The following is a 15,885-nucleotide window of genomic DNA, read 5'->3' as shown; positions in this document are numbered from 1 at the left end:
TTCAGGCGGCTCCCCGCCGCAAATTCCCACAACAACAACCCAACTCCAGAATCATCACACACAAATATCCCAAATTCATGACAAATCACGATTCCTCACACCCGCCGAACCGCCCCGAGACCCGGAAAACACGCGCTGAACGACCGGGATTCGTAGGGAAAGCAGCAGGACGACCGTGAAAAGAATCGTCAGCGGCCATGATTCCCAGACTTTCAGCGCCCAGAGCCAATGCATCGCTGCCAGAATCGCCGCCGGATAGGTCAGCCGGTGCAGCTCTCGCCATTTGCGGCCCATCCGGCGGACCGAGAGGTTGTTCGACGTCACCGCCAAAGCCAGCAGCATAAGAAAGGCCAGCATCCCGAAGATCAGATAGGGCCGCTTTGTCACGTCTTTCAGCATCTGCGCCCAAAGGAAGGACATGTCGAAGACCACCCAGGCCAGCAGATGGCAGATCACATAGGTAAAGCAGATCAGCCCAAGCGCGCGCCGGAACCGCATCAGGTTCAGCCGCGCGAGTCGCAGCAGCGGCGTCACCGCCAGCGTCGCGATCAGGAAATAGATGGCGGTGCGGCCCAGCCGATGCTCGATGTCGCGAACCGGCTCGATTCCCAGATTGCCGGTGAAGGTGTCCCAGATCAGCAGGGCCAGCGGAATCAGCCCCAGCACCCAGACCAGCCAGATCGGCACACGCCGCAACCAGGAGTTCAGGGTGCTGACCATCTAATAGTTCTTGGCCAGATCCATTCCGGAATAGAGACTGGCCACCTGCTCAGCATAGCCGTTGAACATCAGCGTCTCTTCCCGGCCGCCGAACAGGCCCGCGCCGATGCGGCGTTCGGTGGCCTGCGACCAGCGCGGATGGTCGACCGTGGGATTCACATTGGCATAGAAGCCGTATTCGCTGGGCTGCAGCATCTGCCAGCTGGTCTGGGGCTGTTGATCAGTCAGGGTGATCGCGACAATCGACTTGATCGACTTGAACCCATACTTCCACGGCACCACCAGCCGGATCGGCGCGCCGTTCTGGTTGGGCAGCACCTTGCCATAGAGGCCGGTCGCCAGAATCGTCAGCGGATGCATCGCCTCATCAAGGCGCAGCCCCTCACGATAGGGCCATTCGATATAGCCGCCGCGAAGTCCCGGCATCTCATCAGGACGCACGGCCGTCTGGAACGAGACATATTTCGCACCCGACTGCACACCCGCCTTTTCCAGCACGCTGGCCAGCGTCACCCCCAGCCAGGGAATGACCATCGACCAGGCCTCGACGCAGCGCAGGCGATAGATCCGCTCTTCCAAAGCGGAATCGGGGGCCAGATCCTCGACCCCATAGCTGCCGGGGCGGTCGACCATGCCGCCGATCTCGATCGACCATGGCGAGGTCTTCAGCGCCCCCGCGTTCCGTGCCGGATCGGTCTTGCCGGTGCCGAATTCATAGAAGTTGTTATAGTTGGTGATCTCATCCAGCGTGTTCTGCTGTTCCTCGGTCGAAAAGGCCGAGGGCTTGCCGGACAGGCCAAACGCGGGCGAGGCAATCACCGCCGCCCCCGCGGCAATGAAGCTGCGGCGGCTCAGATAGGTGGCTTCCGGTGTCACCTGGGACCATGTCAGCTTCATCGGGCGATCCCTTCTGCCTTGGACGACCGCTGTTTTGGCAGTCGTCCCATGATGACACCGCCCGGCCTCACAGCCGAGCCAATTTCGCGTGAGCGATCAGGTCGTCACATCGGGACGCGAACGCCCGGTGTGCCCTTCAATCTGGGCGATCTGTTCAGCCGCAGCTATCACCGGGGCCAAAGCCTCCTCAACCGGCAGGTCGTGGCGGGCCGAAGCGGGCTGATACCGCTCCAGATAGACGCGCAGGGTCGCGCCCTCGGTGCCGGTGCCCGACAGGCGCATCACCACGCGAGAGCCTTCCGCGAACAGAATCCGGATGCCCTGCCGCGCCGATTGCGAGCCGTCGACCGGGTCGAGATAGGCAAAATCATCCGCCTCGGCCACGCTGAGCCCGGCGAACTCCTGCCCCGGCAGGTCGGACAGCAGGCCCCGAAGCCGGTCGATCAGCGCATTCGCTCGGTCACTGGGCACGGCCTCATAGTCGTGACGCGAGTAATAGTTGCGCCCGTATTCCGCCCAATGCGCCCGCATGATCTGGTCGACCGACTGGCCCCGCGCCGCCAGAATGTTCAGCCACAGAAGCACGGCCCAAAGCCCGTCCTTTTCGCGCACATGGTCCGAGCCGGTGCCGGCGCTTTCTTCTCCGCACAGGGTCACGCGGCCTGCATCCAGAAGATTGCCGAAGAATTTCCAGCCGGTCGGCGTCTCATAGATGCCGATGCCCAGCTTTTCGGCGACCAGATCGGCCGCGCGGCTGGTCGGCATCGAGCGCGCGACACCCGCCAGCCCGCCTGCATAGGCGGGCGCATGCGTGGCATTCGCCGCCAGCACCGCCAGACTGTCCGAAGGCGTCACATAGATACCTCGCCCGACGATCATGTTGCGATCCCCGTCGCCATCCGAGGCGGCGCCGAAATCGGGGGCATCCGGGGCGAACATGCGCGCCATCAGATCGGCGGCCCAGATCGGGTTCGGGTCGGGATGGCCGCCGCCGAAGTCGGGCAAAGGCTGATCGTTCACGACGCTGCCTGCGGGCGCGCCCAGAATCTCCTGCAGGATCCGGCGGGCATAGGGGCCGGTTACGGCATGCATCGCGTCGAAATGCAGGCGGAACCCACCAGCAAACAGCGCCCGGATCGCGTCGAAATCGAACAGTTTCTGCATCAGCGCGGCGTAATCCTCGACCGGGTCGACAATTTCGACCAGCATCTCGCCCAGCGTTGACGTGCCCGGACGCGACAGGTCGATGTCATGCGCCTCGAGGATGCGGTATTCGGTCAGCTCGCCCGCGCGCGCGAAGATGCGGTCGGTCAGCGATTCCGTCGCCGGGCCGCCGTTCGGACCGTTGAACTTCATGCCGAAGTCCTCGTCGATGCCGCCGGGGTTGTGGCTGGCCGACAGGATGATGCCGCCATCGGCCTTGCGCTGGCGGATCAGGTTCGAGGCCGCGGGCGTCGACAACAGCCCCCCCTGCCCCACGATGACCCGCGCCGCGCCATTGGCGGCGGCCATGCGCAGGATCACCTGAATCGCCCGGTCATTGAAGTAACGCCCGTCGCCGCCCAGGATCAGCACCTTGCCCGCGACGCCCTCGATTGCGTCGAAGATGGCCTGGGTAAAATTCTCAAGATAATGCGGCTGCATGAAAACGCGGGTTTTCTTGCGAAGCCCCGAGGTGCCGGGCTTCTGGCCCTCGATTGGCTGGGTCGGGACGGTCTGGAACTGGGTCATGTTGGGCTTTCTGATATGCAGCCTTGAAAACACCCTAGATCAAGCATGGTTTCATCGCGCCTGCCATCCGTCATCTGGCGGCGCATCAAATTGCGCATGAAAAAGGGCAGGTGGTTGCCCACCTGCCCGTTTCTTGCCGATTGACCGCGATCAGTGCAGCGGTGCGCGCGGACCCTTTTCACCTTCCGCACCCAGCTTGGTGCTGGTGATGTGGTTGCCGACGATCAGCCCGTCGGGACCGGCGGTCACCTTGACGGTCTGCCCGTCCAGCACCTCGCCCGACAGCATCATCTCGGCCAGCGGGTTTTGCAGGCTGCGCTGGATCACGCGCTTCAGGGGGCGCGCCCCGAAGACCGGATCATAGCCTTCATCCGCCAGCCATTTCATCGCCGCCTCGTCCAGATCCAGATGGATGTTGCGCTGCGCCAGGCGCTGCTCAAGCCCCCACAGCTGGATCTTCACGATGCCATCCATATTGTCCCGGGTCAGCCGGTGGAAAATGATGATCTCGTCCAGACGGTTCAGGAACTCGGGGCGGAAATGCGCCCGCACCGCGTCCATGACATGCACCCGCGCTTCCGAACTGTCGGCGCCTTCGGGAAGCTGGCTCAGCGCCTGCGCCCCAAGGTTCGAGGTCAGGATGATCAGCGTCTGCTTGAAGTCCACCGTCCGGCCCTGACCGTCGGTCAGCTGACCGTCGTCCAGCACCTGCAACAGCACGTTGAAGACGTCGGGGTGCGCCTTTTCTACCTCGTCGAACAGGATCACCTGATAGGGACGCCGCCGCACGGCCTCGGTCAGAACGCCGCCCTCATCATAGCCGACATAGCCCGGAGGCGCGCCGATCAGGCGGGCAACCGAATGTTTCTCCATGAATTCGGACATGTCGATGCGGACCATCGCATTGTCATCGTCGAACATGTATTCGGCGATGGCCTTGGTCAGCTCGGTCTTGCCGACGCCGGTCGGGCCCAGGAACAGGAAGCTGCCCAGAGGACGCTTCGGATCGTTGAGGCCCGCCCGCGCACGGCGCACGGCATGCGAGATGGCGGTCACGGCTTCGGACTGGCCGATGACGCGCTTGCCCAGCACCTCTTCCATCTTCAGCAGCTTCTCGCGCTCACCCTCCAGCATCTTGCTGGTGGGAATGCCGGTCCAGCGCTCGACCACCTCGGCGATCTGCTCGGGGCGGACGGCTTCGGCGACCATCGGGCCTTCGTCATTGCCCTCGGCCTCGGCCAGCTTCTTCTCCAGCCCCGGAATGATGCCATAGGAAAGCTCACCGGCTTTCGCCAGGTTCCCCTCACGCTTGGCCTGATCCAGTTCGGCACGAGCCTTGTCGAGCTGCTCTTTCAGGTTCCGCGAGCCTTCCAGCTTGTCACGCTCCGCCTGCCATTTGGCCGTCATCGTTGACGACTTCTCGGTCAGTTCGGACAGCTGCTTTTCCAGCTTCTCCAGCCGGTCCTTCGAGGCCGCGTCATCTTCCTTCTTCAGCGCCTCGGCCTCGATCTGCATCTGCAGGATCTGGCGATCCAGCGCATCGAGTTCCTCGGGCTTGCTGTCGACCTCCATCCGCAGGCGCGAGGCGGCCTCGTCCACAAGGTCGATGGCCTTGTCGGGCAGGAAGCGGTCGGTGATGTAGCGATGCGACAGCGTGGCCGCCGCGACCAAGGCCGCGTCGCTGATGCGCACGCCGTGGTGCAGCTCATACTTCTCTTTGATTCCGCGCAGGATCGAGATCGTGTCCTCGACCGTCGGCTCAAGGATCATGACCGGCTGGAAGCGACGGGCCAAAGCCGCGTCCTTCTCGATATACTTGCGGTATTCGTCCAGCGTGGTGGCACCGACGCAATGCAGCTCACCCCGGGCAAGCGCAGGCTTGATCAGGTTGGCGGCGTCCATGGCGCCATCGGTCTTGCCCGCACCGACCAGCACGTGAAGCTCGTCGATGAACAGGATGATCTCGCCCGCGGCGGCCTCGATCTCTTTCAGGATCGCCTTCAGACGCTCTTCAAACTCGCCGCGATATTTCGCACCGGCGATCAGCGCGCCCATGTCCAGCGCCATCAGCTTTTTGTTGCGCAGCGATTCGGGCACGTCACCATCGACGATGCGCAGGGCCAGGCCCTCGGCAATCGCCGTTTTACCGACGCCCGGCTCACCAATCAGCACAGGGTTGTTCTTGGTCCGGCGCGACAGAACCTGCATGGCGCGGCGAATTTCCTCGTCGCGACCGATGATCGGGTCGATCTTGCCTTCCTCGGCCGCAGCCGTCAGGTCGCGGGCATATTTCGAAAGCGCCTCGAACGTGTCTTCGGCGCTGGCGCTGTCGGCCGTGCGGCCCTTGCGGATGTCATTGATCGCGGCGTTCAGCTTTTTCGCGTCAACGCCCCCCGCCGACAGCGAGTCGCGGGCATTGGTATTGACGACGGCCAGCGCGGTCAGCACTCGCTCGGCCGGGACGAAGCTGTCGCCCGCCTTCTTGGCCAGGCTTTCCGCCTCATCCAGCACGCGCACCAGCGACGGGTCGATATAGACCTGCCCGCTGCCGCCCGAGACTTTCGGCAGTTTCGCCACGGCCTGATCTGCGGACTGCTTGACCGCACGGGCATCCCCGCCCGCCTTGGCAATCAGGTTCGAGGCAAAGCCCTGATCGTCATCCATCAGCGCCTTCAGCAGGTGCTCGGGCACCACGCGCTGATTTTCTTCTCGAATAGCAATGGTCTGCGCAGCCTGAATGAATCCACGAGACCGTTCAGTGAATTTTTCCATATCCATGAAGAATTCCTTTCCTGGCAACCCCGAGTGAATCGCCCGATGTCGGCACGGTCCGGGTGGGGTCCTGCATGACAGATGGGCAGGGGAAAACGGGGTTTCAAGGCATAGGGTTCCGTCCTATAAGCGGCCCGTTTCAAACATGGCCCCGAGGTGGAAATGGACGACCGTCTGATCGTGGCGCTGGACGTGCCGAATGCACTTGCCGGCCTTCAACTGGCCGAGCAGCTGGGTGAGGCCGTCAGTTTCTACAAGATCGGCCTTGGCATGCTGACCGGTGGCGGGCTGGCGCTGGCCAATGAGCTGAAGCAGGAACATGGCAAACGCATCTTTCTGGACATGAAGCTGTTCGACATCGGCGCGACGGTCGAGGCCGCCGTGCGCGGTCTCGCCCAGTTCGATCTGGACTTCCTGACCGTCCATGGCGACCCCCATGTGGTGCGCGCCGCGAAAGAGGGCGCGAAGGGCAAGGATCTGAAGATCCTCGCCGTGACCATCCTGACCTCGCTGGACCGCGCCGATCTGGACGCCGGGCTGATCGTGCCGGGCGATCTGGCCGAGATCACCGCCACCCGCGCCGCCCGCGCCTTCGAGGCCGGGGCCGATGGCGTCATCGCCAGCCCGCGTGAGGCCGCGATGATCCGCGCCCTGCCCGAATCCAGTGGTCGGCTGATCGTGACCCCGGGCGTGCGTCCAGCAGGTAGCGACGCGGGCGACCAGAAGCGGATCGAGACCCCCGCCACCGCAATCTCTGCCGGGGCCGATCACATCGTCGTCGGCCGCCCGATCTGGCAGGCCGCCGACCCGGCCGCTGCCGCGCGCGCCATTCTGGCCGAGCTTCCCGCCCGCGCCTGAGCGCTAGTCGTCGAAATTGGCTGCGAACGCCGGTGCAAGCCGGGGTTCGCCCTGGACCGCCTGCCGGATGGCATCCACGCGGGGCAGATGCGTGCGGAACCACTCAAGCCCCGGTTCCCAATGCCCCATCACGCCCAGATACAGATCCAGCGCGGAAAACCTTTCGCCCAGAAACCACGGCCCGTCGGCGGATGCTGCCTGCCCTAACGCCAGCCACATCTGCTCGGCGCGCGCGAAGATGCGCTGCTGCATCTCTTCCTGCGCCTGCGGGTCGGTGACATAGCGCGCGGGCGCATCGCCAAAGGTGAAGCAGGGATAGATCTGCGCCACGATGAAGATCAGCCAGCGCAGGAAATCAGCCCGCTCGGGCGCGGCGGGCTGGGGCACCAGATCGGCGCTGCCTGCCAGATCCGCCAGATGCAGCGTGATCGCCGCGCTTTCGGTCATCAACCGGCCATCCGGCAGGACCAGCGCCGGAACCTGACCTGCGGGGTTGATGCGGATCAGCCTCTCACGCTCCTCCGCGTCGCGGAACACGTCGCCCACCTCGACCAGATCGACGGGCATCCCGTACCACGCCAGTTGCACCTCGATCAGTGCCGAGCCCCAGCCGCGACGGCGGTAAAGCAGCATCTGTGCCATTGGCAGCCTTTGGTGTTTCTGCAATCCTGATCAACGAGTGACCCGTTTCAGAGTTCCCTTGATGACCCCTTCCGCGCTTCATCTGCTGCAGGAACGTGCCAACCAGCTGGTGCAATCCTATGAAAGCCAGCGGCGCTCTATCGGGCTGATGGGATTTCTGCTGCCCGCCGCCCTGATCGGCTGGAGCATCGGTTTCCAGCAGGGCATGCGAAACAGCATCTCGGCCTACTATTATACGGCTATGGGCAGCATCATGGTGGGCACGCTCTGCGCCATCGCGGTGTTCCTGTGGAGCTACAAGGGTTATCTGCCCCTGCCCGGCGAACGGATCACCGACCGCGCCACCGCGCGGACCGGCGCAATCGGCGCGGCGCTGACGGCGATGGCCCCGATCGTCCCGCCGCCGGGCTGGCCGCAGACGGTGCTGCAACAGATCTTCGGCAACACGACCTCCGAGGCGCTGCACTGGATTGGTGCGGCGCTGTTCTTCGGCGCTTTGTCGGTCTTCTGCCTGATCCTGTTCGTGCGCGGCGATACCTCGAAACCCAGGAAACGGCGGCAGAACGCGGTCTATCGCATCTGCGGGGGCATCATCCTGTCCTCGATGGTTGCGATCGTGCTGCTCAAGCTGATCCCCGGATTGGGCCGGGCCCTTGCGCCCTATCATCCGGTCTTCTGGCTTGAGGCGCTGGCGATTGTCGCCTTCGCAAATTCATGGCTGATCAAGGGCCACGCCGGGCGCGCGGTGCAGGCCGTCGTGACACGGATGCGCGCCGGACTGCGCTAGCCCTGCTAGGGCGCAGGCAGGCCCAGCACGTGGCAGATGCGCGGCTTGAACTGCGGGACCGCCATGGGATGGGCCAGATATTCGGCCACCGGCATCATCTGCCAGCCCTGCCCTTCGTCGCCAAAGCGGATCGCTGCGATCTCGGCTTCGGTGATCTGGCCATGAAACAGCCAGGAATCCTGCCCCAGAGCTTGCGTCGAGGGGAAACGATGCCCCGTCAGCCGCTCCGGCGTCAGGCGCAGGCCGAATTCTTCGGCCAGCTCGCGCAGGGCGCAATCGACCGGCGTCTCGCCGGGTTCGGCCCCGCCCCCGGGAAGATCCCAATGGGCGGGGAAAGGAATATGGTCGAAATCGTCGCGCAGCATGGCCAGAAGGCAATCGCCATGCTGCAGCAACAGTTTCGCGCCGATAAAGCGCATCAGTTGTCGTTGATGTCGCGATCCCAGATCCGGACCTGACCCTTTTGCGAGCCCATCAGGCGGCGCATCACGAACCAGCTGACCCCGGTCAGAACCGCCACGACGACCAGCGCCATCGGCAACCCGCCGGTCCAGAGACCCATCAGGATCATCGCCCCCATGATGGCGGCGGCGATGGCCGAGCCCAAAAAGAACCAGCCCGGCAAGATCAGCTCCAGCGCCGCCAGAACCAGCGCCGCGATCATCCAGACCCAGCCGTTCATCCAGATCATTTCATCCGGCCTTTCAGCAGACCGAAGGCATCCCCGAACGCCTCAAGCGCAGCGGCGGGCACGATGATCGTCTGCTTGCCATTGCCCTTGCCGACATCCGACAGCACGTCGACCTGACGCATGGCGACCTGATATTGCGCGGCCTCAAGCCCGCCATCCTTGATGGCCGCAGCAATGGCCTGGGTCGAGAATGCCTCGGCCTCGGCCAGAACGCGCTTGGCCTTGGCCTGCTGTTCGGCGGCGTAAAGCTCACCATCGGCGGCCAGTTCGACGGCGCGGCGACGCCCCTCGGCCTCGGTCACCTGCGCGCGGCGGGCGCGTTCGGCGTTCAGCTGCTGCAGCATCGCGGCACGGGTCGCCTCGTCCAGATTAACGTCCAGAATCTCGGCCCGCGTCACCTCGATGCCCCAGTCGTCGACGACATTGGCCAGCGCCTCGCGGATGCGCTCAATCAGTTGGGCGCGGTTCGACTGCACCTGATCCAGCTCCATCGTCCCGATTTCCGAGCGTACGATCCCCGCCACGGTGGTCGCGATCGCGGCGTCGATGTCGCGGATGCGATAGACAGTCTTTTCCGGCTCGGTGATGCGATAGAAGACGCTGGTCTCGACTTGCACCAGCACGTTGTCGGCGGTGATGGCATCCTGCCGCGTGCTGGGCAGCTGGCGCTCCAGAATCGAGATGCGATGCGCCACCCGGTCAAGGAAGGGCACGATCAGGTTGATGCCCGGCCCCAGAACCGCACGCAGGCGGCCAAAGCGCTCGACGACGAATTTCTCGGATTGCGGGACGATACGGACAGCCGAGCGGACGGCCAGAAACACCACCACTGCCAGAATGATGAGGGCAAGATTCTGGGTCAGCAGATCGGTAATTTCAGGGGGCATACTAATTCCTTACACTTCATTCAGCGGCGATGGCCGCATCGGTCTGGTCAGGGCGCAGCTTGGCGAGCTGCGCGACGATTTGCGCGAATCGCTGGGCGAACCGGTCAAAGTCCGGCCGCGGCTCGATCTTGCGCTCATCCATGTAAAGCGAGCGGTCAAGCTCCAGCTGGACGACATGGACATTGTTCACCGGCCGCCCGTAGGCCGCCGCGATATAAGCCCCCGAGAAGGGCGAGTTGCGCCGGATTCGGTATCCGGCCTTCGTCACGATATCGATGATGGCCGTGCTGATCCGGGGCGAGGCCGACACACCATTGCGGTCGCCCAGCACGAAATCCGGACGCGGGCGCGGCAGATGGGCCAGCGCATCGCGCGGCATCGAATGCATGTCGATCAGCACCGCGCCACCGAAACGCGCAACCGCCTCGTCAATCAGGGCGGCCAGCGTCTGATGATAGGGGTGCCACAGACGCTCGATCCGCGAATCGGCCTCGGCCTGGGGAATCGGTCGGTGATGAATCGCCCTGCCCTGCGACACGACGCGGGGAATCACCCCCAGGCCCGCCATGATGCGCGGCGTCATCACGCCGGGCCGGGCATCGGCCACGACCAGCGGGTCGATCTCGCCGGGGTCGCGGTTCAGATCGACCATGCAGCGCGGCACGTTCGAGGTCAGCACGACCGCTCCGTGCTCCACCGCAGGCGCGATCAGCCGGTCGACGAAAGCATCCTCGGATGAGCGTAATTGCTGGGAATCAAGCTGGGTTTCGGCCAGAAACCACTCAGGATAGCAGCGGCCGGAATGCGGCGAGGCAAAGATCACCCCTCCCTGCCATTGGTCAGGGCGGACCAGTTCATACACGCCCTTGTCGAATGTCATGATGCGCGCCCGCTTACCAATTCCCACAGGCAGGTTATAAACCATCTTGCTTCATCGCCAATAGGACTTGAAAGCCGCCGGACACGCCTATATAGACACGCGCACCGACGCGATTTCGCGCCAGAAGGCTACGGCCCACCGGCAGGATCTAGCAAGGTTGTGGGCGGTTAGCTCAGCGGTAGAGCACTACGTTGACATCGTAGTGGCCACTGGTTCGATCCCAGTACCGCCCACCATTTCGCCGCCCCCGGGCAATTCCGGGGGCATTTGAGTTTCAAGGCGCCCATGCGATGCGCCGCGATAGGAGAAGACCTATGAAGGTTCGCAATTCGCTCCGCTCGCTCAAGAGCCGCCACCGCGATTGCCAGGTCGTGCGCCGTAAAGGCCGGATCTATGTCATCAACAAGACCAACCGTCGCTTCAAGGCCCGTCAGGGCTGATCGCGACCGTCAGGTCAGGCAAAAACGCCCGCTGCGCTTCTGCGTCGCGGGCGTTTTTCTTTGCCGAATCAGCGAGGTGATCTGACGCGTCAGTAACGCGACAGAAGCACACCCCCCAGGACCATCAGCGCCGACAGGACGCGGGGGATCGAGATTTCGCGCACCGGCAGGCCGAAGGCGCCGATTCGGTCCAGCACCATGGCCGCGACGATCTGGCCCAGCGACAGCACCGCAATCGCCGTCACCACGCCCAGACGTGGAAGGCTCCAGACCATGCTCCAGACATAGAAGGCGCCGAAGGCGCCGCCCATCCACAGCCACCATTGCTGGTCCAGCGCGGCGGCAAAGGACGGCACCTCGCCCCGGATGATGCTGAAGAGGGTCAGGATCACGAAGCCGACGCCGAAGGAAATCGCCGCAGCAACCAGCGGGCTGCCGATGCCGCGCGCCAGCCCGGCGTTGACCGGTGCCTGCAGCGCGATGCAGGCACCTCCGACGATGATCATGACAAACGCCAGAATCGGAAATTGCAAACTGCCTGAACCCATGGACCGCCCCTTCTTCTGATGGTTCCGCCACGCGTCGACGGCCTCATCGGGCCGCCGGCACGCATCCGCTCCGGCGAAAGGTCAGCGCAGGATCGAGGCCGCCAGCAGGCTGATCGCCGTTTCCTGAGTGACATAGCCGGTGACGCGCAGATTGCGCGACATCTGATAGCGGCGCAACGCCTCGCGCGTCTGGGCGGTGAACTGGCCATCGACCGGGCCGGGCCGCATTCCGGCGCGCTGCAGCCGCTCTTCGACCATCAGCCGGGTCGAGGGGTTCAGGCCCAACGAGGCCTCTTCGCGCCGCGCCGCCTCGTTTCCGGCGTTCAGATTGTCGCGCAGCTGCCGGGCCTGCCGGGCGTATTTGCCGCGCGGATACTTGTCCAGATAGGCGTCATAGGCCCCCGCCGTGCCCTGCTGCCGCGCCCAGCGCCAGGTGCTTTCGTCGCCCTGCACGCCCTGCATAGCGTTGCCGTTCGGCCCTTCGACCACCGGATCGCCGCGCAACATCCGGCGCGCCTGATCGGCATAGGCCCCGTTCGGATAGCGTTGCAGATAGGCGCGCAGATTGGCCTCGCCGCCGCGTGCGCCGGTCTGCTGCCAGTAGTCCCGGTCGCGATTCCCGGCATCCAGCCGCCGCGCCTCCTCGGCGATGCGATTGACCTGCGGGCCGGTCAGATACGTCGTCCGCGACAGGCCCGCATCGCGCTGCCAGTTGCCAATGGCGGTGCGGCTGCGCGAGCCGAGGATGCCATCCGCCTGCCCCACGCTATAGCCCAGCCGCGAGAGTTGCCGCTGAACGGCGGCACGCTGGTCACGGCTGAGGCCAAGGTTGCGCTCAACCACCGCAGCCGGGGATTCGACGACCGGCGCGGTCACCTTGCCCGGGCCCCGGTCGAAGGGATAGCCGGTTTCGCCTGTCCCCGTTGCCGGTCGCGACAGGCTTTGCAGCCGTCGCCGCGCCGCATCGGCATAGCGGCCGTTGGGATATTTGCTCAGGAATTCGTTCAGCGCAGCGGTCGTGTCGACAGCCGCCGCATGTGCCCAGGCGTCCCGCTCATCCGCGCCATTGTCGCTGACGACGGGTTCGCCGGTCAGGCGGTTTAGGCGCTCACGCGCGGCGGCGGAGTAGACGCCGCGCGGGAATTTATCCAGATATTCGCGATAGGCATTGGCGCTGTTCGCATCCGCCGCGCGCGCCCATGCCGCTCGGTCGGCCTCCAGCCCGCCGCCATCGTTGCCGCCACCATTGCCACCGCGCGCGGGAATCAGGACCAGACGGCCATTGCCGTCACCCTGAATGCCCATGGCGGGTCGCCGCGACAGCGCCTCATCGATCGAGGTGCCGGGAATCAGCAGATCCTGCGCCGCCAGCGACACGCCCGTCGCGGGTCCCGACAGAACCGTCACATTCGAAGGCGGCCTGATCTGGCCAAGGCCGTTTTGCACCCCCGCACCAAGGTTCATCCGGCCACCGCCCGTACCCAGCAGCAGGACCGAGCCGGGCTTGCCCGCCTTCATCAGCTCAAAAATCGAACTCAGCGGGACGCCCTGCACGCCCGCCTGCATCAGCGAGGTGTCCTTGGCGTCGGTGCCCAGAAACCATGTCTCGGTCGCGTTATGGACGAAGCGCCCGTTCAGCAGGACGATCCGCACCCCCGGATCATCATCCGGGCGCGACAGGTCCGACAATGCCTTGCGAATGTCCTCGGCCGACAGATTCGCGCCCTTCACCGTGCGGAAACCCGCGCCCTTCATCGCGTCAGACGCCTGCGAGGCATCCGCTCCGGGCACATCGGGCGCGTTCCGGTAGGAACCATTGTCGATGACGACCCCCCGGTTCTCTGCCGCTGCGGGCAGTGCGGCCATCAGGGCAATCAACGCCACGGACCAAAGACGCATCCGATATCCTTTCGAAACCTTTTCAGCGCTGGCCGGGCGCAAAACATCCGGCGACCGCGCGTTCTTTGCACTACAATGCCTGAACCCCGCCGGCGGTTTCCAGCCTAGAGCGGCAAAAACAGCGGCTTAGACCGTTTCCGTGGGTACAAGTTCGCGTGCGAAGCCCGTGATGGCTGCGGGCTTTTCATTGCGGCGGCTTGCAGGCAAGATCAGCGCCGCCGCGACGGCCATGCGACAGGACGGAAATCCCATGCCCACAGTCTTTATCCTGAACGGACCGAACCTGAACCTTCTGGGTCAGCGCCAGCCCGAGATCTATGGCAGCGTCACCCTGGCCGATATCGAGCGTGACTGCGACGCCCTGGGGCGTGAGCTGGGCCTTCAGACCCGCTTTTTCCAATCGAACCACGAAGGCGTCATCGTCGACACCATCCACGAGGCGCGCCAGCAGGCGCAGGGCATCATCATCAATCCAGCCGCCTTCAGCCACACCTCGGTGGCGGTGCTGGATGCACTCAACACCTTCGACGGGCCCGTGATCGAGGTGCATATCTCGAACATCCACAAGCGCGAGGCGTTCCGCCACCACTCCTATGTCAGCCTGCGCGCCGAGGGCGTGATCGCCGGGCTGGGGGTCGAGGGCTATCAGCTGGCCCTGCGCCGCATGGCCTCATTGCTGGGATAAAGAGCGACCGGAATACGAAAACAGGGGGATCCGCGATGCAGCTACCGAAGAACAGTTTCAAGGCCGCGCTGGCCGAAGGCCGCCAGCAGATCGGGATCTGGAGCACGATTGCAGGCGGCGGTCCCGCCGAACTTCTGGCCTGCGCCGGTTTCGACTGGATCCTGATCGACACCGAGCATTCGCCGCTGGATATCCCGACCGTCCACAACATGCTGCAGGCCATTGCCCCCTACCCGTCGCAGGCCGTGGTGCGCCCCGGCTGGAACGACCCGGTCGAGATCAAGCGCCTGCTGGACATCGGTGCGCAATCGCTGCTGATCCCCTATGTCCAGACCGTCGAAGAGGCAAAGCGCGCCGTGGCCGCCGTCCGCTATGCCCCCGAGGGCATGCGCGGCGTCGCCTATATGACGCGCGCCACCCGCTATGGTCAGATCCGCAACTATATTCAGGACGCGGCCAGCGAAATCTGCCTGCTCTTGCAGGTCGAAACCGCCTCGGCCCTGTCCGAGATCGAGGGCATGGCCGCGCTTGATGGTGTCGATGGCATCTTCATCGGCCCGGCCGATCTGTCGGCCAGCATGGGTTTTCCCGGCCAGCCCAGCCACCCCGTGGTCAAGGCGGCCATTCTGGCCGCCGTGCGCCGGATCCGCGCCAGCGGCAAGGCGGCGGGCGTGCTGACGCTGGACGAAGCCTTCACCGCCGAATTGATCGAGGCGGGCACGAATTTCACCGCCGTCGACGTCGACACCGCCATTCTGGCGCGCGGACTGGCGCAGGCACGGGCGCGCTACCCCAGCTGATCCGGCGGCCTAGTGCCGGGTCTTCGGCAGAATGCCACGCTCGGCCAGATCCAGCGCCAGCTGATCCGCGCCGGTGAAATGGATGCCGTCGATGCCCACCGCCTGCGCGCCTTCGACATTCGCCTTGTTGTCGTCGATGAAGATGCAATCTTCGGGGCGCAGGTCGTTGCGATCCATCAGCAGGCGATAGATCTGCGGGCGCGGCTTCAACAGCCCCACCTGCCCCGACACGACCACGTCGCGAAACACCGTCGCCAGACGGGGATAGATCTGAAGTGCGGTGGGCCATGTCTCGGCCGCCCAGTTGGTGATCGCGTAAAGCGGTGCATTCGCCGCCGTCAGCGTCTCGAGCAACTCCCAGCTTCCTGGCACCGGATGGGCGATGGTCATGCCGAAAGTGTCGAGGTAATCGGCCAGCGGCGCGGCCTCGTCCCCGTGCTGGTCATGGGCGGCGCGCAGGCCATCGGCAAAGCTGCGGCCCCCGTCCTGTTCATAGTTCCAGTCGTAAAAGCCGATCCGGTCCATCCAGGCAATCGCCTCATCCCGGGTCACGAAGTGACCGGCGAAAGCCAGCGGCGCGTCCCATTCGACCAGCACGGCGCCGATATCAAAGATGATGTTCTTCAATGACTTATCCTTTCGACCCGC

The 15,885-nt window shown here is 64.6% G+C and carries 17 protein-coding genes and 1 tRNA gene; 6 read left to right on the top strand and 12 right to left on the bottom strand.

What is annotated here, in order from left to right:
• Positions 1-75 precede the first annotated feature (75 nt).
• From msrQ to clpB, 4 genes are all read right to left on the bottom strand, one after another.
• Complete coding sequence (gene msrQ, locus IQ24_RS12980) at positions 76-720, bottom strand: protein-methionine-sulfoxide reductase heme-binding subunit MsrQ (RefSeq protein ID WP_145398474.1); 645 nt, start codon at positions 718-720, stop codon at positions 76-78.
• Positions 721-1,617 (bottom strand): protein-methionine-sulfoxide reductase catalytic subunit MsrP, encoded by an 897-nt coding sequence (msrP, locus tag IQ24_RS12975; RefSeq protein ID WP_145398472.1) that lies wholly within the window; start codon positions 1,615-1,617, stop codon positions 721-723.
• 96 nt (positions 1,618-1,713) lie between these two features.
• Positions 1,714-3,348 carry an alpha-D-glucose phosphate-specific phosphoglucomutase gene (locus IQ24_RS12970; protein ID WP_145398471.1) on the bottom strand — a complete coding sequence of 545 codons (1,635 nt, stop codon included), beginning with the start codon at positions 3,346-3,348 and terminating at the stop codon, positions 1,714-1,716.
• Between the two features lie 150 nt (positions 3,349-3,498).
• Positions 3,499-6,126: an ATP-dependent chaperone ClpB gene (gene clpB / locus IQ24_RS12965; protein ID WP_145398469.1), complete on the bottom strand. Its 2,628-nt coding sequence runs from the start codon at positions 6,124-6,126 to the stop codon at positions 3,499-3,501.
• 156 nt (positions 6,127-6,282) lie between these two features.
• Between clpB and pyrF the strand changes: the two genes are divergently transcribed.
• On the top strand, positions 6,283-6,978 hold the full coding sequence (gene pyrF / locus IQ24_RS12960) for an orotidine-5'-phosphate decarboxylase (RefSeq protein WP_145398467.1): 696 nt from the start codon (positions 6,283-6,285) through the stop codon (positions 6,976-6,978).
• A 3-nt stretch (positions 6,979-6,981) separates the two neighbouring features.
• On the opposite strand, the gene IQ24_RS12955 is transcribed toward pyrF, so the two are convergent.
• Complete coding sequence (locus IQ24_RS12955; RefSeq protein WP_145398465.1) at positions 6,982-7,620, bottom strand: glutathione S-transferase family protein; 639 nt, start codon at positions 7,618-7,620, stop codon at positions 6,982-6,984.
• Positions 7,621-7,681: 61 nt separating this feature from the next.
• Here IQ24_RS12955 and IQ24_RS12950 point away from each other — a divergent pair, with 61 nt between their 5' ends.
• Positions 7,682-8,407, top strand: coding sequence for a DUF998 domain-containing protein (locus tag IQ24_RS12950; protein ID WP_145398463.1), 726 nt, complete (start codon positions 7,682-7,684; stop codon positions 8,405-8,407).
• Positions 8,408-8,412: 5 nt separating this feature from the next.
• Here IQ24_RS12950 and IQ24_RS12945 read toward each other — a convergent pair whose 3' ends face one another.
• From IQ24_RS12945 to IQ24_RS12930, 4 genes are read right to left on the bottom strand one after another with little or no spacing between them, the layout of a single operon-like run.
• Entirely contained in the window at positions 8,413-8,826 is a 414-nt protein-coding gene (locus tag IQ24_RS12945) for an NUDIX hydrolase (protein ID WP_145398461.1), read from the bottom strand.
• A complete protein-coding gene (locus IQ24_RS12940; RefSeq protein ID WP_145398459.1) occupies positions 8,826-9,098 on the bottom strand; it encodes a hypothetical protein in 273 nt (90 codons plus the stop codon). The genes IQ24_RS12945 and IQ24_RS12940 overlap by 1 nt, the downstream gene beginning before the upstream one ends.
• Positions 9,095-9,985 (bottom strand): SPFH domain-containing protein, encoded by an 891-nt coding sequence (locus IQ24_RS12935; RefSeq protein WP_145398457.1) that lies wholly within the window; start codon positions 9,983-9,985, stop codon positions 9,095-9,097. The genes IQ24_RS12940 and IQ24_RS12935 overlap by 4 nt, the downstream gene beginning before the upstream one ends.
• Positions 9,986-10,001: 16 nt before the next feature.
• A complete protein-coding gene (locus IQ24_RS12930; RefSeq protein ID WP_145398454.1) occupies positions 10,002-10,865 on the bottom strand; it encodes an N-formylglutamate amidohydrolase in 864 nt (287 codons plus the stop codon).
• Between the two features lie 161 nt (positions 10,866-11,026).
• On the opposite strand from IQ24_RS12930, the gene IQ24_RS12925 reads away from it, so the two are divergent.
• Together IQ24_RS12925 and ykgO are read left to right on the top strand one after the other, a co-directional pair.
• Positions 11,027-11,101 (top strand) — tRNA-Val (locus IQ24_RS12925).
• 78 nt (positions 11,102-11,179) lie between these two features.
• Positions 11,180-11,305 carry a type B 50S ribosomal protein L36 gene (gene ykgO, locus IQ24_RS12920; protein ID WP_042245282.1) on the top strand — a complete coding sequence of 42 codons (126 nt, stop codon included), beginning with the start codon at positions 11,180-11,182 and terminating at the stop codon, positions 11,303-11,305.
• Positions 11,306-11,394: 89 nt separating this feature from the next.
• On the opposite strand, the gene IQ24_RS12915 is transcribed toward ykgO, so the two are convergent.
• Both IQ24_RS12915 and IQ24_RS12910 read right to left on the bottom strand, forming a co-directional pair.
• The gene (locus tag IQ24_RS12915) at positions 11,395-11,811 is read right to left on the bottom strand and encodes a DMT family transporter (RefSeq protein WP_242008163.1); all 417 of its coding nucleotides are present in this window, start codon (positions 11,809-11,811) and stop codon (positions 11,395-11,397) included.
• Between the two features lie 123 nt (positions 11,812-11,934).
• Positions 11,935-13,752, bottom strand: a complete 1,818-nt coding sequence (locus IQ24_RS12910; RefSeq protein WP_145398451.1) for a peptidoglycan-binding protein — start codon at positions 13,750-13,752, stop codon at positions 11,935-11,937.
• Positions 13,753-14,002: 250 nt separating this feature from the next.
• On the opposite strand from IQ24_RS12910, the gene aroQ reads away from it, so the two are divergent.
• Together aroQ and IQ24_RS12900 are read left to right on the top strand one after the other, a co-directional pair.
• Complete coding sequence (gene aroQ / locus IQ24_RS12905) at positions 14,003-14,437, top strand: type II 3-dehydroquinate dehydratase (protein WP_145398449.1); 435 nt, start codon at positions 14,003-14,005, stop codon at positions 14,435-14,437.
• Between the two features lie 35 nt (positions 14,438-14,472).
• The gene (locus IQ24_RS12900; protein ID WP_145398447.1) at positions 14,473-15,237 is read left to right on the top strand and encodes an HpcH/HpaI aldolase family protein; all 765 of its coding nucleotides are present in this window, start codon (positions 14,473-14,475) and stop codon (positions 15,235-15,237) included.
• Between the two features lie 9 nt (positions 15,238-15,246).
• Here the strand turns inward: IQ24_RS12900 and IQ24_RS12895 are convergent, their stop codons facing one another.
• Entirely contained in the window at positions 15,247-15,864 is a 618-nt protein-coding gene (locus tag IQ24_RS12895) for an HAD family hydrolase (RefSeq protein WP_145398445.1), read from the bottom strand.
• Positions 15,865-15,885: the final 21 nt, after the last annotated feature.

The sequence above is a fragment of the Paracoccus sulfuroxidans genome (assembly GCF_007830335.1).
GTDB classification, from domain to species: domain Bacteria; phylum Pseudomonadota; class Alphaproteobacteria; order Rhodobacterales; family Rhodobacteraceae; genus Paracoccus; species Paracoccus sulfuroxidans.
The sequence above is the reverse complement of the archived record's forward strand: the minus strand, read 5'-3'. Positions and strand labels throughout refer to the sequence as shown.